We start from the raw sequence: 21,754 nt of genomic DNA, 5'->3' as shown, positions 1-21,754 counted from the left end.
GCTCCCCAGGTCGTGTAGCATCCGCGCCTATGAAGTTTCCAGGAAGATTTACCAGCGGCTTGATTCTGCTGTTCACAAGCTGCGGCGCCTTGGCGCAAAGCGAACTGGACGTGCGGATCAAACCCTCAAACGACGCGTTGAAAGCCAACATCGAAGGCTATATCGGCGGGGTGGGCGATCGTGATGAAGAAGCCTTGCTGCGGTTCAGCCGTGGCGCCGAGGAGCAGGCGCGCAAAGCCGCCCAGGCCCTAGGCTTCTATCAGCCACAGATCGAAAGTGACGTGAAGGGCGGCAAGAACCCGCGCCTGATCCTCACCATCGACCCCGGCGAACCGGTGCATTTGCGTAACGTGACCATTCGGGTCGACGGCCAGGCCGCCGACCTCAAGGCCTTTCGCGTGCCTGTCAGCAACGACCTCAAATCCGGCGCCGTGCTCAATCACGGCCATTACGAAGACGCCAAGCGTCTGATCCAGAACCAGGCCTCACGCTACGGTTTTTTCAGTGGGCGCTTCACCAGCCAGAAACTCGCGGTAGACCCGCAAGCTGGCGTCGCCGATATCGAACTCATCTACGACAGCGGCCCGCGCTACACCCTTGGCAAAGTCAGCTTTGCTGGCGATACGCCATTTGACGAAGACCTGCTGCAACGCATGGTGCCGTTCAAAAGTGGCACGCCCTATGACTCCGAACTGATCGCCGAACTCAACCAGAACCTGCAAGGCAGTGGTTTCTTCGAAGGTGTGCGCGTGGACGCTGCTCCCGCCGCCTCAACCAATGACATCATCCCGGTGGCCGTGCGCCTGGAAACCCGCAAGCCGCGCACCATGGGGCTTGGCCTGGGTTTTTCCACCGACGTCGGCCCGCGCGGCAAAGCCAACTGGACCCGGCACTGGGTCAACCCCCAGGGCCACAGTTATGGCTGGGAAGCCGAGCTGTCGGCGCCCCGGCAGAACGTCGGCCTGTGGTACGACATCCCGCTCGACCCACCGCTCACCGATAAGCTGCGTTTTGCGGGTGGCTACCAGAACGAAGAAATCGCCAACACTGATACGGTCAGTAAATTGCTGACCCTCGGCCCTGAATGGCACAGCAAGTTGCCCAGCGGCTGGACCCGGGTGATTTCGCTCAAGTACCAGCGCGAAGAATACCGTCTGGGCAATGACTCCGGCCTGAGTAACCTGGTGATGCCGGGCGTCAGCTATTCCTACCTGCGCAGCGACAACCGCATCGACCCGCACAACGGCTACCGCCTGCAATTCGACACCAAGGTCGCCAAAGAAGGCCTGGGGTCCGATACCAACTTGCTTTATGGCACGGCCATGGTCAAAGGCTTGACCACCCTGTGGGACAACCACCGCTTTCTCGCCCGTGCGCAGGTGGGCGGCAGTGCCACCAACGGTTACAAATCGGTGCCGCCGTCGCTGCGCTTCTTTGCCGGTGGTGACCAGAGTGTGCGGGGCTACGAGTACCAGACGCTATCGCCCGAGAACGACCGCGGTGATCGCATTGGTGGCCGTTACATGGTGGCCCTGAGCGCTGAATATCAATATTCCATCGCCGAGAAATGGCGGGTCGCAACTTTTATCGATCAGGGCAACTCATTCAATACCCTGGAAATGCCCAGCCTCAAAACCGGCGTCGGTGTGGGTCTCCGCTGGGTTTCGCCGGTCGGCCCTATCCGCCTCGACCTGGCCCATGCCCTCGAAGATCCGGGCGGCATTCGATTGCACTTTTCCATGGGGCCTGAGCTGTGATGCGTGGTGTGAAAATAGCGGGGCTGGCCGTGGTGGCCATCCTTGCCGTGCTGTTGTTGGCAGTGTGGACGGTGCTCGGCACCCAGGCGGGCAGCCGCTGGGCGTTGGGCCGTGTACCGGGTTTGACGGTAGAAAATTTCCAAGGGCATCTGGGTGGCCAATGGAGCGCCGACCATTTGTTGTGGCAGCAGGACAGCAGCCGCGTCGAACTCAAGGCCCCCACCTTTGATTGGTCGCCGGCGTGCCTGTTGCGCATGACGCTGTGCATCAATCAACTGGATGTGGAACAGGTCCGCCTGCAATTTCCACCGAGCACCGAAGAAAGCAGCGGTCCGATCCAACTGCCGGATTTGAAACTGCCGCTAGCCATCCAGCTGGGCGACGTTCGCGTTGGCAGCCTTCTGTTTAATGGCAGCGAAGAACTCAAGGGGCTTCAACTCGCGGCGCATTGGACGGCGGCCGGCATGCAGATCGACTCGGTACACCTGCAACGGGATGACCTGGTGCTGGACCTCGCCGGCCTGCTGCAACCCACCGGCGACTGGCCATTGAGCGTCACCGGTAACCTGAGCCTGCCCTACGCACCGGGCGGCGCAGCGTGGAAGGTGGCGCTCAAGGTTGAAGGCGACCTGCTCAAGACCCTCAAGCTCGACGCCGACAGCAGCGGTTACCTGCCTGCCAAGCTCACGGGCGAACTGCAACCGCTGGCGGACAACCTTCCAGCCCAGGTGCACATCACCGCCGACGGTTTCAAACCCAGCGCCGACCTGCCCGACACCCTGCAACTCAATCAACTCGACCTCACCGCCAAAGGCGACTTGAGCCGCGGCTACCAACTGTTGGGCAAGGCCGTGCTGCCTGCGGAAAAAGGTCCGGTGGACTTGCTGCTGCAAGGTCGGGTCGACGCCAAGGGCGCGCAGATCGCCGGTCTGGACCTGAATGCCGGTGACAAACAGAGCCTCAAGCTGACGGCCCAATTGGATTGGCAACAGGGCTTCAGCGCCGACGCCAAGATCGACTGGCTGGACTTCCCCTGGCACCGCCTCTACCCGGTGATCGACGAGCCACAAGTCGCGCTGCGTACTTTCAATGGTGAGATTTCCTACAAGGACGGCAACTACCTGGGCAACCTCAAGGCCGACCTCGACGGCCCGGCGGGCAAGTTCAATGTGGTCACGCCGTTCAGTGGCGACCTCAAGCAAATTTTCCTGCCCGAGCTGAAACTCACCGCTGGCCAAGGCAAGGCCGAAGGCCACCTGAACCTGCAATTCGCCGACGGCATTGCCTGGGACACCGCGCTGGACCTGTCGGCGCTGAACCCGGCGTACTGGGTCGCAGAACTGCCGGGCACCTTGGCCGGGCCGCTACGCAGCAAGGGCGAGTTCAAGAACGAGCAACTCAAGCTGAACGCCGACCTCGACCTCAAGGGCCGCCTGCGTGGGCAAACCGCTGTGTTGGCGGTCAAGGCGGAAGGCGCGGGCGAGCAGTGGACGCTGGCCAACCTGGATATCCGCCTGGGAGACAACCGCATCAATGGCAGCGGCAGCCTGCAACAGCGCCTGGCCGGGCAGATTGATATCAAGCTGGCACGCCTGGCCCAGCTCTGGCCGCAATTGCGCGGGCAGGTCAACGGTCGACTCGACGTGGCCGGCAGCCTCAACGCCCCCCAGGGCAAGCTCGCTCTCAAGGGCCAACAACTGGCATTTGCCGATAACCGCCTGCAAAACCTTACCCTCGACGCCAGCCTGGACAGTGCCCAGCGCGCCAAGATCGACCTGAAAGGCAGCGGCATCCAATCCGGCGACACCCAGGTCGGTACCCTGACCGCCAGCGCCCAGGGCGATATCAAGAACCAGAAGGTCCAACTGGACCTGGCCGGGCCGCTGGTCAAGCTCGCCCTGGCGTTGGACGGCAACCTCGACAAAGGCAACTGGCGCGGGCGCCTGGCCAGTGGCGATGTCCAAGCCGGTGGCCAGGACTGGAAGCTGCAAGCCCCGGCGAAGATCGAACGCATGGCCGATGGCAAGCTGACATTTGCTGCGCACTGCTGGGTGTCCGGCCCGGCGAGTCTGTGCGGCGAAGACCAGCGCCTGATGCCTGAGCCAAAGCTGCGTTACCACCTCAAGCAATTCCCCATCGACAGCCTGGCGGCGTTTTTGCCCAAGGATTTCGCCTGGCAGGGCAAGCTCAACGCCGACTTGCAACTGGACCTGCCCGACAGCGGCCCTAAAGGCGTGGTCGCGGTGGATGCCAGTGGCGGCACTTTGCGCGTGAAGGACAAGGACCAATGGCTGGACTTCCCCTACGACACGCTCAAGTTGGAAACCACCCTCAATCCCAAGCGTATCGACACGCAGCTGAATTTCCGTGGCGGCAAGCTTGGCGAATTGATGGTGCAGGCGCAGATCAACCCGTTGCCGAAGAACAAGCCGATCACCGGCAACTTCAGCCTGGTCGGCCTCGATCTCGCCGTGGCGCGGCCGTTTGTGCCGATGGTGGAAACCCTCAACGGCAAGCTCAATGGCAATGGGCGTATCTCCGGTGGCCTGTTGGCGCCCCAGGTCAACGGCAACGTGAACCTGGTGGGCGGCGAGATTTCCGGTCCGGAGCTGCCCATCAGCCTGGAAGGCCTGAACGTGCAGGCGCTGATTGCCGGTGAAAGCGTGCAGCTCAACGGTGGCTGGCGCAGTGGCAAGGCCGGGCAGGGCAGCCTCAAGGGCCAGATCGACTGGGGCCAGGCGCTGGTGGTGGACCTCAGCCTGCAAGGCTCGCAACTGCCGGTCACGGTGGAACCCTACGCCGTGCTGGAAGTGGCGCCCGACCTGAAAATCAGCCTGAAGAACGACAAGCTGGCCATCGCTGGCAAAGTGCACATCCCACGCGGCGATATCACCGTACGCGAACTGCCGCCGTCCACCGTCAAGGTCTCGGATGACACGGTGATCATCGGCAGCCAGACCGAAGAGGGCAAGCCGCCGATGGCGATGGCGATGGACATCGACGTAGTGGTGGGTGAAGACAAGCTCAACTTCTCAGGCTTCGGCCTCACCGCCAAGGTGCAGGGCCAGGTGCATATCGGCGACAACATGGACACCCGTGGCGAGCTGTGGCTCAACGATGGGCGTTACCGTGCCTACGGCCAGAAGCTGGACGTTCGTCGTGCGCGGTTGCTGTTTGCCGGGCCGTTGGACCAGCCGTACCTGGATATTGAAGCGATCCGCAAGACCGACGATGTGATCGCCGGTATCCGCCTGAGCGGCAGCGCCGAACAGCCCACCACGCAAATCTTCTCGGAGCCGGCCATGAGCCAGGAACAGGCGCTGTCCTATCTGGTGCTGGGGCGTCCGCTAAGCACGACCGGTGAAGATAACAACATGCTGGCCCAGGCCGCATTGGGCTTGGGTTTGATGGGCAGCGCCGGGGTGACGTCGGACCTGGCGAAGAACCTGGGGATCCAGGACTTTGAGCTCGACACCCAGGGCAGCGGCAACAACACCGCCGTGGTGGCCAGCGGCAAGATCACCGAGAAACTCAGCCTGCGGTATGGGGTGGGGGTGTTCGAACCGGCCAGTACGATCGCCTTGCGCTACTTGTTGAGCAAGAAGGTGTATCTGGAAGTGGCCAGTGGTGTGGCCAGTTCCCTGGATATCTTCTACAAACGCGATTTCTAAACCTTACTCGGTGAAAAATGTGGGAGCGGGCTTGCTCCCACATTTGCTTGCATTCAAAACCGCTTATCGCGCAATTACCAAGCAAGCTAATAATTCCATTTGACATTCGCTGCCTAAGCAGTAACATCTTGTCATACATTCACTGCCTAGGCAGTAATAAGGTGACTTCCGATGCCCCACTTCACCCCTGACAGTTTTCGCAACTGCCATCTTGGCCTGCTTCTAGGCCGGGCGGCGCTGCTCAAGGACCGCATTATCGACACCCATATGGAGCCGCACGGTGTAACCGCCGCGCAGTTCAAGGTGTTGATCATCATTGCCCAGTTCGACGTCGATACCCCGGCGGAGCTGTGCCGCAACCTGTCCTTGGACAGCGGCTCCATGACCCGCATGCTCGACCGCCTGGAACAGAAGGGCCTGCTGGCACGCCAGCGTTCCGAGCAGGACCGGCGCCAGGTGCGGCTGGTGCTCACCGAAGATGGCCAGCGCCTGGCGGACATGCTGCCGCACATCGGCGCGCAGTCGATGAACGAACTGGCCGGCGCCCTGGAGCCTGGCGAGTTGCAGACCCTGGAACGCATCCTCAAGAAAATTCTGGTAGCTGCCGGTGACGCCATCGTCATCCAGCGGGTAGGTAATGAATGAACAGACGCGCACTTAGCCTGGTGCTGGTGGCCATGAGCATGGCCGGTTGCGCCAACTACAGCGGCCTCGATACCCAAGGCACACGGCTCGACGCTGGCACCCTGCAAACCGGCAAGACGTTGAGCGGCGTGACCCTGTCGAGCGCGGCCTGGCCCAGCGCCGACTGGTGGAAAAGCCTCGGCGACCCACAGCTCGACGGCCTGATCCAGGAAGCCCTGCAAAACAGCCCCGACATGCAAGTCGCCAGCGCCCGTGCCCACCAGGCCGAAGCCGCTGCCTATGCCGCCAACGCCGAGCGCATGCCGACCCTGGATGCCAGCGCCGGTGTGACACGCTCGCGCCTGGCCAAAGACCAGGACCCACGGGGCGAAGGCGATGCCTACTCCACCGTGCGCAACATCGGCGCCAGCTTCAACTACAACTTCGACCTCTGGGGTGGCCAGCGGGCCGCCTGGGAAGCGGCGTTGGGCGAGGCGCGTGCCGCCCAGGTCGATCAACAGGCCGCGCGCCTGACCCTGGCCGCCAACGTGGCCAAGGCCTACAGCGACCTGGGCCAGGCCCATATCGTGCGGGACTTGGCCAACGACGACCTCAAGCGCACCCGGCAGATGCTCGACCTGGGCCAGCGCCGCCTGAACTCGGGCATCGACAGCCACTACCAGTACCAGCAGACCGAAAGCCTGGAAGCCAGCTCGCAGTCGCAACTGATCGACGCGGAAAAACAGCTGCAAAGCGCCAAGATCGCCCTGGCGGTGTTGCTCGGTAAAGGCCCGGACCGTGGCAGTGAACTCGCTCGGCCCAACGTGCTGAAACCCAGCGCTGTTGCCGTGCCATCGGTGCTGCCCGCCGAGCTGCTGGGCCGTCGTCCGGACCTGATCGCTGCGCGCTGGCGCGTCGAAGCGGCCGGCAAGAATATCGACGCGAGCAAGACCCGCTTCTACCCCAACCTCAACCTGAGCGCGAGCGCCGGGGCCGAGTCGTTGCTGGGGGATGCGATGTTCGGTTCGGCCAGCCGCTTCTTCAACATTGCGCCGACGATCTCGCTGCCGATCTTTGACGGCGGCCGCCTGCGCGCCGACCTCGATGCCCGCGACGCCGACTACGACCTGGCAGTGGCGCAGTACAACAAGACCCTGGTGCAAGCCCTGGGCGATATTGGCAACACCCTTTCACAACTGCGCGACACCGGCCGGCAGATCCAGGCCCAGCAACATGCCGCGGACATTGCCCAGCAGTCCTACGACACCGGTGTGCAGCGCTACAGCTCCGGCATCGGCAACTACTTGGATGTGCTCAGCATCGAGCAGCAATTGCTGCAGGCCCAGCGTCAGCTGGCGACGCTGAATGCCGCGCAGATCGATCTGTCGATTCAATTGATGCAGGCCCTGGGTGGCGGATACGACGCCAGGAACATGGCCGCGACCACCCCCGCCCGCTCGGAATAATTTGAGGTATTTGTCATGGCCACTGCCGAAAACACTAACGCAACTGAACAACCCCAGGACAACAACCCCCGCAAACGCAAAGTGATGCTGATCGGCCTGGCGCTGATCGTCATCCTGGCGGTGGTAGGCGTGTGGGGCTGGTACGAACTTTACGGCCGCTTCAACGAGAGCACCGACGACGCCTACGTGAATGGCAACGTGGTGGAGATCACCCCGCTGGTCACCGGCACTGTGGTCAGCATCGGCGCCGATGATGGCGACCTGGTCCACGAAGGCCAGGTGCTGGTCAACTTCGACCCGAACGACGCCGCCGTCGGCCTGCAAAGTGCCCAGGCCAACCTGGCCCGCACCGTGCGCCAGGTGCGCGGCCTGTACAGCAACGTCGACGGTATGAAAGCCCAGGTCAACGCACAAAAAGCCGATGTGCAAACCGCCCAGGACAACTTCAACCGCCGTAAAACCCTGGCCCAGGGCGGGGCGATTTCCCAGGAAGAACTGTCCCACGCCCGTGACAGCCTGACCGCCGCTAAAAACGCGCTGACCAACCTTGAGCAGCAACTGAAAACCACCAACGCATTGGTGGATGACACCGTGATCTCGTCCCATCCGGACGTGCAGGCCGCCGCCGCGCAATTGCGTCAGGCCTACCTGACCAATGCGCGCAGCACCTTGATTGCACCGGTCACCGGCTACGTGGCCAAGCGCACCGTGCAACTGGGCCAGCGTGTGCAACCGGGCACCGCGTTGATGGCGGTGATCCCGCTGAACCAGCTGTGGATCGACGCCAACTTCAAGGAAACCCAGCTGCGCGACATGCGTATCGGCCAGCCAGTAGACATCGAGTCGGACATCTACGGCAGCGACGTGAAATTCAGCGGCACCATCGACAGTCTCGGTGCGGGCACGGGCAGCGCATTTGCCCTGTTGCCGGCGCAGAACGCCACCGGTAACTGGATCAAGATCGTGCAACGGGTGCCGGTGCGCATCCATATCAACGCCGATGAGTTGGCCAAGCACCCGCTGCGCGTGGGCTTGAGCACCCTGGTCAACGTCGATTTGCACGACCAGAGCGGCCCGGTCCTGGCGCAACAGGCGCCGCAGAAAGCTTCGTTCACCACCAACGTGTATGACCGCCAACTGGCTGAAGCCGACGCCATGATCACCCAGTTGATCCATGACAACAGCCTCGCCTCGCCCAAGGCTGTGCAACGCTGATGAGCAATAACGCCTCCTTCACGCCACCCAGCCTGTTGATGGCCACTATTGGCCTGTCGCTGGCGACCTTTATGCAGGTGCTCGACACCACTATCGCCAACGTGGCGTTGCCGACCATTTCCGGCAACCTGGGCGTGAGTTCGGAGCAGGGCACCTGGGTCATCACCTCGTTCGCGGTGAGCAATGCGATTGCCTTGCCACTGACCGGCTGGCTGAGCCGCCGCTTTGGCGAGGTGAAGCTGTTCCTGTGGGCGACCATCCTGTTTGTGCTGGCTTCGTTCCTCTGCGGTATTTCCACCTCGATGCCCGAGCTGATCGGCTTTCGGGTGCTGCAAGGCTTAGTCGCCGGGCCGTTGTACCCGATGACCCAGACCCTGCTGATCGCGGTCTATCCCCCGGCGAGGCGCGGCATGGCCCTGGCGTTGCTTGCGATGGTTACGGTGGTGGCGCCGATTGCCGGGCCGATCCTCGGCGGCTGGATCACCGACAGCTACAGCTGGCCGTGGATCTTCTTCATCAACGTACCGATCGGCATCTTTGCGGTGATGGTGGTGCGTTCCCAGCTGAAGAAACGCCCCGTGGTCACCAGCCATCAACCGATGGACTACGTGGGGCTGTTGAGCCTCATCGTCGGCGTCGGCGCCTTGCAGATCATCCTCGACAAGGGCAATGACCTGGACTGGTTCGAATCCAACTTCATCATCATCGGTGCGGCGATTTCGGTGATTGCCCTGGCGGTGTTCATCATCTGGGAACTCACCGACAAACACCCGGTGGTCAACCTGAAGCTGTTCGCCTACCGTAACTTCCGCATCGGCACCATTGTGCTGATCCTGGGTTACGCAGGCTTCTTCGGTATCAACCTGATCCTGCCGCAATGGCTGCAGACCCAGATGGGCTACACCGCCACATGGGCTGGCTTGGCGGTAGCGCCGATCGGGATTCTGCCGGTGTTGATGTCGCCGTTCGTGGGCAAGTACGCGCACAAGTTCGACCTGCGCCTGCTGGCGGGCCTGGCGTTCCTGGCGATTGGCCTGAGCTGCTTCATGCGCGCTGGCTTCACCAATGAAGTGGACTTCCAGCACATCGCCCTGGTGCAGCTGTTCATGGGCATCGGTGTGGCGCTGTTCTTCATGCCGACCCTGAGCATCCTGATGTCCGACCTTCCGCCGCACCAGATTGCCGATGGCGCTGGCCTGGCCACCTTCCTGCGGACCTTGGGCGGTAGTTTTGCGGCGTCGCTGACTACTTGGATCTGGATCCGTCGGGCGGACCAGCACCATGCGTACATGAGCGAAAACATGACCACCTACGACTCCGCCACCCGCGATGCCTTGCAGGCGCTGGGCGGGGCAGGGCACAAGGCGTATGCGCAGCTGGATCAGATTCTCACCAGCCAGGCGTACATGATGTCCACCGTGGACTACTTCACGTTGCTAGGGTGGATGTTCATGGGGTTGATGTTGCTGGTGTGGTTGGCGAAGCCGCCGTTTACCGCGAAGGCGGGGCCGGCAGCTTCCGGCCACTAACTGGTAGGTTGACCCTGCTTTTGTGGTGAGCGGGCTTGCCCCGCGCGAGGCAAGCTCGCTCACCACAAAAGAGCGAGCCGGAACGCGGTGTATCAGGCTCCGGGTAGCGCCAACTGCGGGTTTACAAAATCAAACGCCGCCAACTGAAACCCTTGCTCATCCAACTGCAATGCCCACCCTTGCTTGTCCCAATCCCCCAGCACAATGCGCTTGGCCGCCTGGTCACCAATCTGCAACTTATGAATGGCGGGGCGGTGGGTGTGGCCGTGGACCAGGGTGCGCACGCCGAACTGCTGCATCACCCGTGGCACTTCCTCGGGGGTGACATCAACAATATCGTTGGCCTTCATGCGCGTTTGCGCCCGGCTTTCGCTGCGCAGCTTGCGCGCCAACTTGTGGCGGGTGCTCAACGGAAGGTGGCGCAGGATAAACAACACAATGGGGTTGCGCAGGATGCGTCGCAGCTTCATATAGCCGACGTCGCGGGTACAGAGGCTGTCGCCGTGCATCAACAGCACGGGCTCGCCATGGAGCTGCACGACACTCGGGTCCTTGAGCAAGGTGGCACCTGCGGCTTTGCAGAACGCCTTGCCGATCAGGAAATCGCGGTTGCCGTGCATGATGAAAATCGGGGTGCCGCTGTCGCTCAGCTCGCGCAGAGCCTCGCAGATGGAGCGCTGGAAGGGCGTCATCCCATCGTCGCCAATCCAGGCTTCAAAGAAGTCCCCCAGAATGTACAACGCCTGGGCGCCTCGGGCGCGGGTGTGGAGCAGATCCAGAAACGCCCGGGTGATATCCGGGCGCTCCTCTTCCAGATGCAAATCTGAAATCAGCAATATCACCCAACGATCTCGGCTTTCTCGACGATAACGTCTTCTACCGGAACGTCCTGGTGACCGGCTTTACCGGTGGTCTGCACGCCTTTGATCTTGTCAACGACGTCCTGGCCTTCGGTCACTTTACCGAATACCGCGTAACCCCAACCCTGCACGTTCTTGCCGCTGTGGTTCAGGAAAGCGTTGTCGGCGACGTTGATGAAGAACTGCGCGGAGGCCGAATGCGGCTCCATGGTACGGGCCATGGCGACGGTGTACTTGTCGTTGGAAAGGCCGTTGTCCGCTTCGTTCTGGATGCTTGGACGCTTGTCTTTCTTTTCTTTCATGCCAGGCTCGAAACCGCCGCCCTGGACCATGAAGTTGCCGATGACACGGTGGAAAACGGTGTTTTCGTAGTGGCCGGCGTTCACGTACTCGATGAAGTTGGCGACGGTGATCGGCGCTTTCTCGGCGTTCAGTTCGATGACGATGTCACCGTGGTTGGTGGTCAGTTTGACTTGAGTCATGTTCACTACTCTTTTCAGGGAATTCGTGGGTTTGGGTGCCTGGGCACCACAACCGATATGGCGAAACTGCGGCCAAGGCGCGCAGTTTAGCGTGCCCTGCAGGAATTTCGAGGTGGTTTTTTACCGCCGGTGCAATAAATGCAGCAGTTTTTGGCCTCGCTCTGTCAGGTACTTGACAGCATCGGCTATGATATCGCCTTTGTTTTGTCGGCCTAGCCCGGCCACGTACTTGTCTGTTCAAGGATCCTATGAGCAAGCCCACTGTCGACCCTACCTCGAATGCCAAGGCCGGACCTGCCGTCCCGGTCAATTTCCTGCGCCCGATCATCCAGGCGGACCTGGATTCGGGCAAGCACACGCAGATCGTCACCCGCTTCCCGCCAGAGCCCAACGGCTACCTGCACATCGGTCACGCCAAGTCGATCTGTGTGAACTTCGGCCTGGCCCAGGAATTCGGTGGCGTCACGCACCTGCGTTTCGACGACACCAACCCGGCCAAGGAAGACCAGGAATACATCGACGCCATCGAAAGCGACATCAAGTGGCTGGGCTTCGAATGGTCCGGCGAAGTGCGCTATGCCTCCAAATACTTCGACCAGCTGTTCGACTGGGCCGTCGAACTGATCAAGGCCGGCAAGGCCTATGTCGACGACCTGAGCCCGGAACAGGCCAAGGAATACCGTGGCACCCTGACCGAGCCGGGCAAGAACAGCCCGTTCCGCGACCGTTCGGTGGAAGAGAACCTGGACTGGTTCGCCCGCATGCGCGCCGGTGAGTTCCCGGACGGCGCCCGCGTGCTGCGTGCCAAGATCGACATGGCCTCGCCGAACATGAACCTGCGCGACCCGATCATGTACCGCATCCGCCACGCCCATCACCACCAGACCGGTGACAAGTGGTGCATTTACCCGAACTACGACTTCACCCACGGTCAGTCGGACGCCATCGAAGGCATCACGCACTCCATCTGCACCCTGGAGTTCGAAAGCCATCGCCCGCTGTACGAATGGTTCCTGGACAGCCTGCCGGTACCGGCGCACCCGCGCCAGTATGAGTTCAGCCGCCTGAACTTGAACTACACCATCACCAGCAAGCGCAAGCTCAAGCAACTGGTTGACGAGAAGCACGTCCACGGTTGGGATGACCCGCGCATGTCCACGCTGTCGGGCTTCCGTCGCCGTGGCTACACGCCGGCGTCGATCCGCAACTTCTGCGACATGGTCGGCACCAACCGTTCCGACGGCGTGGTCGATTTCGGCATGCTCGAATTCAGCATCCGCCAGGACCTCGACGCCAACGCCCCGCGCGCCATGTGCGTGCTGCGTCCGTTGAAAGTCGTGATCACCAACTACCCGGAAGATCAGGTCGACAACCTTGAGTTGCCGCGTCATCCGCAAAAAGAAGAACTCGGCGTGCGCAAGCTGCCGTTCGCCCGTGAAATCTACATCGACCGCGATGACTTCATGGAAGAGCCGCCAAAAGGCTACAAGCGCCTGGAGCCGAATGGCGAAGTGCGCCTGCGCGGCAGCTACGTGATCCGTGCCGATGAAGCGATCAAGGACGCCGATGGCAACATCGTCGAACTGCGTTGCTCCTACGATCCGGACACCCTGGGCAAGAACCCTGAAGGCCGCAAGGTCAAGGGCGTGATCCACTGGGTGCCAGCGGCTGCCAGCATCGAGTGCGAAGTGCGCCTGTACGATCGCCTGTTCCGCTCGCCGAACCCGGAAAAGGCCGAAGACAGCGCCAGCTTCCTGGACAACATCAACCCTGACTCCCTGCAAGTACTCACTGGTTGTCGTGCCGAGCCATCGCTTGGCGACGCACAGCCGGAAGACCGTTTCCAGTTCGAGCGCGAAGGTTACTTCTGCGCGGATATCAAGGACTCGAAACCAGGTCGCCCGGTATTCAACCGTACCGTGACCTTGCGTGATTCGTGGGGCCAGTGATTCTCTAAGGAAGCCGTTGTGCTAACGATCTACAACACACTCAGCAAGACCAAAGAAGTCTTCAAGCCGCTGGATGGCAACAAGGTGCGCATGTACGTGTGCGGCATGACCGTGTACGACTATTGCCACATCGGCCACGGCCGCAGCATGGTTGCCTTCGACCTGGTGACCCGCTGGTTGCGTTTCAGCGGCTATGACTTGACCTACGTGCGCAACATCACCGACATCGACGATAAGATCATCAACCGCGCCAACGAAAACGGCGAGTCGTTCGACGCGCTGACCGAGCGCATGATCGCCGCGATGCACGAGGACGAGGCCCGCCTCAACATCCTCAAGCCGGACATGGAGCCGCGTGCCACGGACCACATCCCTGGCATGCACGCGATGATCCAGACCCTGATCGACAAGGGTTACGCCTACGCCCCAGGCAATGGCGACGTGTACTACCGCGTCGCCAAGTTCATGGGCTACGGCAAACTGTCGCGCAAGAAAATCGAAGACCTGCGCATTGGCGCACGCATTGAAGTCGACGAAGCCAAGCAGGATCCGCTCGACTTCGTGCTGTGGAAAGCCACCAAGCCCGGCGAGCCGAGCTGGGAGTCGCCATGGGGCGCCGGTCGTCCGGGCTGGCACATTGAGTGCTCGGTGATGTCCACCTGCTGCCTGGGCGAGACCTTCGACATTCATGGCGGCGGCAGCGACCTGGAGTTCCCGCACCACGAAAACGAAATCGCCCAGAGCGAAGCCGCCACCGGCAAGACCTACGCCAACGCCTGGATGCACTGCGGCATGATCCGCATCAATGGCGAGAAGATGTCCAAGTCCTTGAACAACTTCTTCACCATTCGCGACGTGCTGGAAAAGTACCATCCAGAGGTTGTGCGTTACCTGCTGGTGTCGAGCCACTACCGCAGCGCCATCAACTACTCGGAAGACAACCTCAAGGACGCGAAGGGCGCCCTGGAGCGGTTCTACCATGCGTTGAAAGGCCTGCCTTCGGTTGCCCCAGCGGGCGGCGAGGCATTCGTGGCACGGTTTACCGAAGTCATGAATGACGACTTCGGCACACCGGAAGCCTGCGCGGTGCTGTTCGAGATGGTGCGCGAGATCAACCGTTTGCGTGAGAGCGATCTCGACGCGGCGTCGGGTCTGGCGGCGCGCTTGAAAGAGCTGGCCAGCGTGCTGGGCGTGTTGCAGATGGAAGCTGATGACTTCCTGCAAGCCGGCGCTGAAGGGCGTGTGGATGCGGCTGAAGTGGATGCGCTGATTCAGGCGCGTCTGACTGCTCGCGCTAACAAAGACTGGGCGGAATCCGACCGCATCCGCGACCAACTGACCGCCATGGGCGTGGTGTTGGAAGACGGGAAGGGTGGGACGACCTGGCGGTTGGCTGATCAGGTTTGATCGGTAAACGCTGAATGAAAACGCCCCGACTGGTTCGGGGCGTTTTTTTTGGACGCGGGCTTGGCCTCAATGCTTACTATCTACGTCATACCTGCTCTGAACAAACCCATTGTCCGACACGTAGGTTCCGACATGGCGCAGCTCATGCCCACTGCCAACCTGGCTGAACAGTGGAATACCTTGCCCCAGCAAAACCGGGATACGGGTAATGATCAGCTCATTGATCAGACCGGCTTCAAGAAACGCCTGGATTGTCTGCCCACCGTCGATATACAGATGTTTCATGCCTCGTTCGGCTAACGTCGCAACCAATGTGGTCACGTCTCCCGCCATGACCTCAACCTTGCCTTCCAGATGCGCCGGGATTTCCAGTTGCTGGTGAGACAGGACAATGACCGGCGTACCCTCATAGGGCCATTCCGGAAAGGACAGCACTTTCTCCAGGGTTTTTCGGCCCATCACCAGCGCATCCACCGTGGCGATGAAGCTTTCATAGGTCACGCCATTCAGCTCAGCGGTTTCATACTCCGGCCGGTGCAACCAGTCGATATCACCGTCCGGACGGGCAATAAAACCGTCGACGCTGGCTGCGATGAAGACTGAGCATTTGATATCCATGGCGAAAACTCCTTTTTGTGCGCTTGGACGCTAATGATAATTTAATCCTGACCTGCAACAACCGTGCTTCTAAGAAATTGCCCTGATGCCCCTGTCTGTCGTGCGAGGATGTATGCGAAGTTGGTTGATCCGTTACCGTTACGCAATCATGTTCTGGGTGTGCTTCGGCGTTTTCCGTACCTCCCTGGCCGATTGGAATCCGATCCCCTCCGGCTCCATGCGCCCGACCTTGCTGGAGGGCGATGTGGTGCTGGTCAACCGCGTGGCCTATGACCTCAAGGTGCCGCTCACCGATATTTCCCTGGCCAAGCTCGACAACCCCCAGCGCGGCGATGTGGTGACGTTTTCATCGCCCAAGGATGGCATACGCCTGATCAAGCGTATCGTCGGTATTCCCGGTGACACCCTGGAAATGAAAGACGAGGTGCTGTGGGTCAACGACGTGCCGGCCACCTACAGTGATGCCCAGGACATCAGCGAGCCCATCGTGCCCGGCCATACGGTGCCAGGGATCAAGCTGAACGAGCTGGCGGCCAACCGTCAGCGCACGGTGCAGTTCATGCCGACAGTGCGGGCGTTGCGCAATTTTGGCCCGGTCACTGTGCCGGCTGACAGTTACTTCATGCTGGGGGACAACCGCGATAACAGCGATGACTCCCGGTATATCGGTTTTGTGCCGCGCCGGTTGTTGATCGGGCGCGCGCATCACATTTTGGCATCAGCGCAGATCCTGGATCACTGGATGCCACGCCTGAACAGATTTGGCGCGCCGATTCTCTGACTACGGGTTCGCGGCCAGCGCTCGGATTGCAAACACTGCGATATTGCCCAACTGCTCCACGGTGGCACCGCCCTTGCCGGCGATTTTCATGCCGCTGAGGGAGGCCATCAGAAAATCGCAGGCACCCGATAAATCGGTGCCGGGGGCCAACTCTCCCTGCTCCCGTGCACGCCCTAAGGCGCGCTCCAGCGCATCGCGCAAGCGTTCGGCGCTGTGGGTGGTGAGTCGGTTGATTTCTTCGTCTTCCTGGCCGAATTCGCAGATGGCATTGACGCCCATGCAGCCCGCGGTGCCTTCGCGCAAGGCGCGGGTGGCGAAGGATTGCAAGGTGTCGTGAATGGCCTGCAGCGGCGTCTGGCCCTGGTTGAGGCGCCCGATCAGATCGTCAACACCATTGCGCTGATACTCGGCCATGGCCTGCAAGTACAACTGACGTTTGTCGCCGAACGTGTTGTACATGCTTTGGCGACTGAGCCCCATGGCCTGCATCAGTTCCTCGGTGGACGCTGCAGCGAAGCCCTTGTCGCAGAACACACGTATGGCCTGTTGCAGCACCTGGTCGCGGTCGAATGCTCTGGGTCTTGCCATGGGGTACCTCTGCAAATGAAGGATCAGGCCAGGTAACCACCGTCGATGGTCAGGCTGGCACCGGTGACAAAGGCGGCTTCCTCGGACGCGAGGTAGGCAACCATACCAGCGATGTCGTCGGCGGTGCCCAGGCGACCCAGCGGGACCAGGCTTTTGACCAGGTCGGAATGCGGTCCGTCGGCGGGGTTCATGTCGGTGCTGGTCGGGCCGGGCTGGACGTTATTGACGGTGATCCCACGTGGGGCAAAATCAATGGCCAGGCCGCGAATCATACCGGCGATCGCAGCCTTCGTCATGCTATAGACACTGGCACCCGGAAAGCCTGAACGTTGCGCCACTACACTGCCAATGGTGATGATGCGATCACCGCTGTGCATGACCGCAGAACTGGCTTTGGCCGCCGCAAATGCCGCACGGACGTTCACCGCAAACATGCGGTCGAAGTCTTCCAGGCTGAACTCATCGACGGTACCGCGCAGCAGGATACCGGCGTTGTTGACCAGGATATTCAAGGCGCCAAAACGCTTCATGGTATGCGCCACCGCGCGCTCGATTGCTGCCACATCAGCGCTGTCAGCCTGGATGGCCAGGGCGTTGCCGCCTTGGCTTTCGATCTGGCTGACAAGCGTATCTGCCTTTGCGCTGGAAGAAGAATAAGTGAAAGCCACCGCAGCGCCTTCGGCGGCGAGACGGCGAACGATGGCTTCGCCGATACCGCGGGAACCGCCGGTGACCAAGGCGACTTTGCTGTGGAATCGAGAGAGTTGAGCAGTCATGGTGATGCCTGTATTAGTGGATTAATTAATCCACTAAACCCTATCAAGCCTCTTAGAGCGCGCCAAGCTATTTTTGGATTAATTAATCTTTAACTGGGTTGTCCCTTGCTCATCGCCTGTGCCCTCCTGAAGCCAGATACTTACTTTTGAGTGAGCCCATTACCTTTTCGTGCGTTCTTGTGGCCTGTCCACCACGTTCCTATCCTGGGATCTTCGTTTACCCAGGAGGAGTTTTCATGAGCTTTGATCTCGGACTGACAGGCCTTCGCGCGCTGGTCACCGGCGGCACCAAGGGCATCGGTGCGGCGGTGGTTGCCGTGTTGCAGGAACAGGGCGCCCAGGTGATTTCAGTCGCGCGTTCGGCGGCGGGTACGCCACCCGAGGGCGTGCATTTCATTGCCGCCGACCTGGGCACTGCGGCCGGTTGTGCCAGCGCCACCGAGGCGGTGAAGGCGCAGTTTGGCGGTGTGGATATCATCGTCAATGTCCTCGGCGGTTCCAGTGCGCCAGGTGGTGGTTTTGCAGTGCTCGATGATGAGCAGTGGATGAATGCGCTAGGCCAGAACCTGATGGCGGCGGTGCGGGTGGATCGGGCGTTGTTACCGGGGATGGTCGAGCGCGGGGCCGGGGTGATCATTCATGTCACGTCGATCCAGCGGGAGCTGCCGTTGCCGGAATCGACCACGGCCTATGCCGCTGCCAAGGCGGCGCTGGCGACGTACAGCAAGAGCCTGTCGAAAGAAGTGACACCCAAGGGCGTGCGGGTGGTGCGGGTTTCGCCGGGCTGGGTGGAGACAGACGCTGCGGTCGCGTTGGCAGAGCGTCTGGCAGATGAGGCGGGCACGGATTACGAAGGCGGCAAGCAGATCATCATGCAAGCGCTGGGCGGCATTCCGCTGGGCCGGCCGGCCAAGCCTCAGGAAGTGGCGGACTTGATCGCGTTCCTGGTCTCGCCCCGCGCCGGGTCGATCAGTGGCACCGAGTACGTGATCGACGGCGGCACCGTGCCCACGGTCTAGATCGCAGGCTTGGCGGCCTGCCATTTGAGCAGGCCATCCAGCACCGGGCACAGGCTCTGGCCCCATTCGGTCATGCGGTATTCCACTTTAGGCGGCACCACCGGGTAGACGGTGCGCTGCACCAGGCCATCGGCTTCAAGCTGGCGCAGTTGTTGGGCGAGCATCTTCTGCGAGATCTCCGGGATCAGCCGCTCAAGGTCGGAATAACGCTGCACCTGGCCGCCGAACAGATGAAACAGGATGATCAATTTCCAACGCCCGCCGAGCCAGGCGAGGGTGGTCTCGACGTCGGCTGCGGCGGTGGCGGGGGTGTAGGTTTTGCTCATCGCATACGTCCTTAGGACATGTCTGAAAGTTTCCATTTGTTTTGACGCCCGCCCCATCCTGGCTTTAGATGGTCGCCACGACCCAACTGGCGGAGATTCAAATGGAATGTATTTTCTGCAGCATTGTTCGAAAAACTTCCCCGGCGCACATCCTGTGGGAAGACGACCAGCATATGGCATTTTTGTCGATCTTCCCCAACACGCCGGGTTTCAGCGTGGTGATCCCCAAGCAGCATTACGGCAGCTATGCGTTTGCGCAGTCGGATGATGTGTTGGCCGGGCTCGCGATAGCGGCGAAGAAGACCGCGTTGCAGATCGACAGGGCGTTTCCCGATGTGGCGCGCACGGGGCTGATCATGGAGGGGTATGGCGTGGACCATCTGCATGCGAAGTTGTTTCCCATGCATGGCACCGGTTCGGACAGCGGGTTCAAACCGTTGAGTTCGAAAGTGGACAAGTTTTTCGAAGCGTATGAAGGCTATATCTCGTCCCATGATCATGGGCGGGCGGATGATGCGCAGCTGGCGGAATTAGCCGCGCATATCAGGTCCTTCGACCCAGTGCTCAGGGCGTAGGCGTCGGGCGTTTTTGTGGTGCGTGGATCTTCCGGTATTCATTCGGGCTGACGCCCAGGCGCCTCACGAATGCACGCCGGAAACCGTCTACGTTGGCGTAACCGACCTGGTCGGCTAGGCGCTTCAGGGAAACCTCGGCCCCTTCAATCAAATGCCTGGCACCATCGATGCGGGCCCGCTCGACGAACTCGGCTGGGGTTTGCCCCGCGTCAGCCTTGAATACCCTGGCGAAATTGCGTTCGCTCATGCCTGCCTGGCGGGCCAGCAGCGGCACGCTGAGGTCAGTCGCGAGATGGTCGATGATGTAATGCTGGATATCACGAATTGTGCTGCGCTCGGCGGACTGGGCTGCTAATTGGGCGCTGAACTGCGATTGCCCGCCGGGGCGCTTGAGGTACATCACCAATTCTCTGGCCACGCACAACGCCAGGTCACGGCCGTGATCCTCTTCCACCAGGGCCAGCGCCAGATCCATGCCAGCGGTGATGCCTGCGGATGTATACAGGTTGCCATCGCGAATGAAGATGCTGTCGGCGTCGACCTCAATGTCCGGGTATTGGCGGGCCAGGGCCGCGCACGAATTCCAGTGGGTGGTGGCCCTGCGACGGGCCAGCAAGCCTGCAGCCGCCAACACAAACGCACCGCTGCACACCGAGCCGACACGGCGTGCTTTACCTGCTTGATCACGCACCCAGCGCAGTACGCGCAGGTCACCGGTGATGTCGGCAATTGCCGGGCTGCCGGCGATAAGCAAGGTATCGACCGGGGTGTCGTAGGTGTCGATGCAACCATCCGTCTCTACGCGTAGGCCGCTTGTGCCCTTGATTGGGCCTGGCTGGACACCCACAACGGATATCCGATAGGCGCGAGGTTTGCCCAGCTGTCTTGCCGCTTCGGCGAATACATCCGTGGGGCCCACAAGGTCAAGCATTTGTATGCGCGGAGGCGCCAGGAGACCTATCTTCATTGTATTGCCTGTCAAGGCTGTAAATTTGGCTGAAAACGTCGGCAGTTGATGATTGTTGCCATTTTTTGACTGGTTGAAAATAGCGTCCACGTCTTTCCAGTCAATTGAGTGCATCATGAGTTATAGCAAACTGTCCATGGCCAAGCCTGTCGAGGCGAGTCAAGGCGCCGGCTCCATCAAAAATCTTCCCATCAACCTGTTCGGCAGCGTCATGGGCCTGGCAGGCCTGAGCCTGGCCTGGAGACTTGCCAGCCCAGGATTGGGCCAGGCCAGTTTCGCGGGTGAAATCATTGCTGAGTTCATTGGCTTGCTGTCGGCGTTGGTGTTTGTCGTACTGGCCCTGGGCTATATCACCAAGTGGGTCAAATTCCCCGACGCGGTGAGCGCTGAGTTTGCCCACCCGGTCGCCGGCAACTTCTTTGGCACCGTGACCATTGCACTGCTGTTGCTTAGCGCAGTGGCCGCACCCTACAGCGTGTTGTTGAGCGAAGTGATGTGGACGCTCGGCAGCGTACTGACGGTGTTGCTCGCATTCATCGTCGTATTTCGGTTGCTCGCGGGTGACCGGGATGCCTCGCTTGCCGTGCCAGCCTGGTTGATTCCTGGTGTGGCGGCATTGGACATTGCGGTGACGGGCGCCCATATGCCCATGGCCTGGGCCAACGAACTCAACCTCTTCGCGATCGCGTTGGGCAGTGTGATGGCGGTGGTGTTGTTCAACCAGATTTTTGCCCGTCTGATTCATGAGCCCGCCATGGCCAAGGGCATGACCCCTTCACTGATGGTGATGGTGGCGCCGTTTGCGGTAGGGTTCCTGGCCTACGTGAACGTGTTCGGTGTGATCGATCACTTCGCCAGCCTGCTCTTCTATTTCGGCTTGTTTTTGTTTGTTGTCCTGGCGTTCAAGGTGTTTCGAAACGCAGCGCCTTTCTCACCTGCGTGGTGGGCGATCAGTTTTCCCATCGCTGCATTGAGTAATGCTGCCTTGAAATATGCCGATGCGAAGCAGAGCGTGTTCCTGATGGTGATTGCTTACGGGCTGGTGGTTTTCTTGACGATTGCCTTGGCCATCTTGTTCGCCAAGACCCTGAAAATGCTGTTCGACGGTCGCTTGTTGATGAGCTGACCCTGAGTGGGCGCGGGC

At 60.9% G+C, this 21,754-nt stretch carries 19 protein-coding genes; 12 read left to right on the top strand and 7 right to left on the bottom strand.

What is annotated here, in order from left to right; genetic code table 11:
* Positions 1–29 precede the first annotated feature (29 nt).
* The 6 genes from AYR47_RS26235 to AYR47_RS26210 all read left to right on the top strand — a co-directional run bounded on the left by AYR47_RS26235 (position 30) and on the right by AYR47_RS26210 (position 10,262).
* Positions 30–1,757: an autotransporter assembly complex protein TamA gene (locus AYR47_RS26235; RefSeq protein WP_033903224.1), complete on the top strand. Its 1,728-nt coding sequence runs from the start codon at positions 30–32 to the stop codon at positions 1,755–1,757.
* Entirely contained in the window at positions 1,757–5,428 is a 3,672-nt protein-coding gene (locus AYR47_RS26230; protein WP_061448954.1) for a translocation/assembly module TamB domain-containing protein, read from the top strand. Before AYR47_RS26235 ends, AYR47_RS26230 begins: the two co-directional genes overlap by 1 nt.
* A gap of 171 nt (positions 5,429–5,599) precedes the next feature.
* Positions 5,600–6,073 carry a MarR family winged helix-turn-helix transcriptional regulator gene (locus tag AYR47_RS26225; protein ID WP_033903222.1) on the top strand — a complete coding sequence of 158 codons (474 nt, stop codon included), beginning with the start codon at positions 5,600–5,602 and terminating at the stop codon, positions 6,071–6,073.
* Positions 6,070–7,518, top strand: a complete 1,449-nt coding sequence (locus AYR47_RS26220) for an efflux transporter outer membrane subunit (protein WP_061448953.1) — start codon at positions 6,070–6,072, stop codon at positions 7,516–7,518. Before AYR47_RS26225 ends, AYR47_RS26220 begins: the two co-directional genes overlap by 4 nt.
* 15 nt (positions 7,519–7,533) lie before the next feature.
* The gene (locus AYR47_RS26215; protein ID WP_061448952.1) at positions 7,534–8,733 is read left to right on the top strand and encodes an HlyD family secretion protein; all 1,200 of its coding nucleotides are present in this window, start codon (positions 7,534–7,536) and stop codon (positions 8,731–8,733) included.
* Positions 8,733–10,262 carry a DHA2 family efflux MFS transporter permease subunit gene (locus tag AYR47_RS26210; protein WP_033903219.1) on the top strand — a complete coding sequence of 510 codons (1,530 nt, stop codon included), beginning with the start codon at positions 8,733–8,735 and terminating at the stop codon, positions 10,260–10,262. Before AYR47_RS26215 ends, AYR47_RS26210 begins: the two co-directional genes overlap by 1 nt.
* 92 nt (positions 10,263–10,354) lie before the next feature.
* Here AYR47_RS26210 and lpxH read toward each other — a convergent pair whose 3' ends face one another.
* A complete protein-coding gene (gene lpxH, locus AYR47_RS26205; protein ID WP_033903218.1) occupies positions 10,355–11,104 on the bottom strand; it encodes a UDP-2,3-diacylglucosamine diphosphatase in 750 nt (249 codons plus the stop codon).
* Positions 11,101–11,604 (bottom strand): peptidylprolyl isomerase, encoded by a 504-nt coding sequence (locus tag AYR47_RS26200; RefSeq protein ID WP_016977438.1) that lies wholly within the window; start codon positions 11,602–11,604, stop codon positions 11,101–11,103. The genes lpxH and AYR47_RS26200 overlap by 4 nt, the downstream gene beginning before the upstream one ends.
* Positions 11,605–11,852: 248 nt before the next feature.
* Between AYR47_RS26200 and AYR47_RS26195 the strand changes: the two genes are divergently transcribed.
* A complete protein-coding gene (locus AYR47_RS26195; protein WP_061448951.1) occupies positions 11,853–13,553 on the top strand; it encodes a glutamine--tRNA ligase/YqeY domain fusion protein in 1,701 nt (566 codons plus the stop codon).
* Between the two features lie 18 nt (positions 13,554–13,571).
* Entirely contained in the window at positions 13,572–14,960 is a 1,389-nt protein-coding gene (gene cysS / locus AYR47_RS26190; protein WP_033903216.1) for a cysteine--tRNA ligase, read from the top strand.
* A gap of 66 nt (positions 14,961–15,026) precedes the next feature.
* On the opposite strand, the gene AYR47_RS26185 is transcribed toward cysS, so the two are convergent.
* A complete protein-coding gene (locus AYR47_RS26185) occupies positions 15,027–15,578 on the bottom strand; it encodes a dihydrofolate reductase family protein (RefSeq protein ID WP_061448950.1) in 552 nt (183 codons plus the stop codon).
* 112 nt (positions 15,579–15,690) lie between these two features.
* Here AYR47_RS26185 and lepB point away from each other — a divergent pair, with 112 nt between their 5' ends.
* Positions 15,691–16,359, top strand: a complete 669-nt coding sequence (gene lepB / locus AYR47_RS26180; RefSeq protein WP_033903214.1) for a signal peptidase I — start codon at positions 15,691–15,693, stop codon at positions 16,357–16,359.
* Here lepB and AYR47_RS26175 read toward each other — a convergent pair whose 3' ends face one another.
* The gene (locus AYR47_RS26175) at positions 16,360–16,947 is read right to left on the bottom strand and encodes a TetR/AcrR family transcriptional regulator (protein ID WP_061448949.1); all 588 of its coding nucleotides are present in this window, start codon (positions 16,945–16,947) and stop codon (positions 16,360–16,362) included.
* A gap of 23 nt (positions 16,948–16,970) precedes the next feature.
* Positions 16,971–17,723, bottom strand: coding sequence for a 3-oxoacyl-ACP reductase family protein (locus AYR47_RS26170; RefSeq protein ID WP_061448948.1), 753 nt, complete (start codon positions 17,721–17,723; stop codon positions 16,971–16,973).
* Between the two features lie 236 nt (positions 17,724–17,959).
* Between AYR47_RS26170 and AYR47_RS26165 the strand changes: the two genes are divergently transcribed.
* The gene (locus tag AYR47_RS26165) at positions 17,960–18,742 is read left to right on the top strand and encodes an SDR family oxidoreductase (RefSeq protein ID WP_038849475.1); all 783 of its coding nucleotides are present in this window, start codon (positions 17,960–17,962) and stop codon (positions 18,740–18,742) included.
* Here the strand turns inward: AYR47_RS26165 and AYR47_RS26160 are convergent.
* Positions 18,739–19,068, bottom strand: coding sequence for a winged helix-turn-helix transcriptional regulator (locus AYR47_RS26160; RefSeq protein WP_033903210.1), 330 nt, complete (start codon positions 19,066–19,068; stop codon positions 18,739–18,741). The genes AYR47_RS26165 and AYR47_RS26160 overlap by 4 nt on opposite strands.
* Before the next feature lie 101 nt (positions 19,069–19,169).
* Here AYR47_RS26160 and AYR47_RS26155 point away from each other — a divergent pair, with 101 nt between their 5' ends.
* The gene (locus AYR47_RS26155) at positions 19,170–19,643 is read left to right on the top strand and encodes an HIT family protein (protein ID WP_033903319.1); all 474 of its coding nucleotides are present in this window, start codon (positions 19,170–19,172) and stop codon (positions 19,641–19,643) included.
* On the opposite strand, the gene AYR47_RS26150 is transcribed toward AYR47_RS26155, so the two are convergent.
* Positions 19,633–20,574: a GlxA family transcriptional regulator gene (locus AYR47_RS26150; RefSeq protein ID WP_237142509.1), complete on the bottom strand. Its 942-nt coding sequence runs from the start codon at positions 20,572–20,574 to the stop codon at positions 19,633–19,635. The genes AYR47_RS26155 and AYR47_RS26150 overlap by 11 nt on opposite strands.
* A gap of 151 nt (positions 20,575–20,725) precedes the next feature.
* Between AYR47_RS26150 and AYR47_RS26145 the strand changes: the two genes are divergently transcribed.
* Positions 20,726–21,736, top strand: coding sequence for an SLAC1 anion channel family protein (locus AYR47_RS26145; RefSeq protein WP_033903209.1), 1,011 nt, complete (start codon positions 20,726–20,728; stop codon positions 21,734–21,736).
* Positions 21,737–21,754 lie beyond the last annotated feature (18 nt).

Origin of the sequence: Pseudomonas azotoformans (assembly GCF_001579805.1) — a bacterium.
GTDB lineage: Bacteria > Pseudomonadota > Gammaproteobacteria > Pseudomonadales > Pseudomonadaceae > Aquipseudomonas > Aquipseudomonas azotoformans_A.
This window is presented reverse-complemented; position numbering and strand designations above follow the sequence as displayed.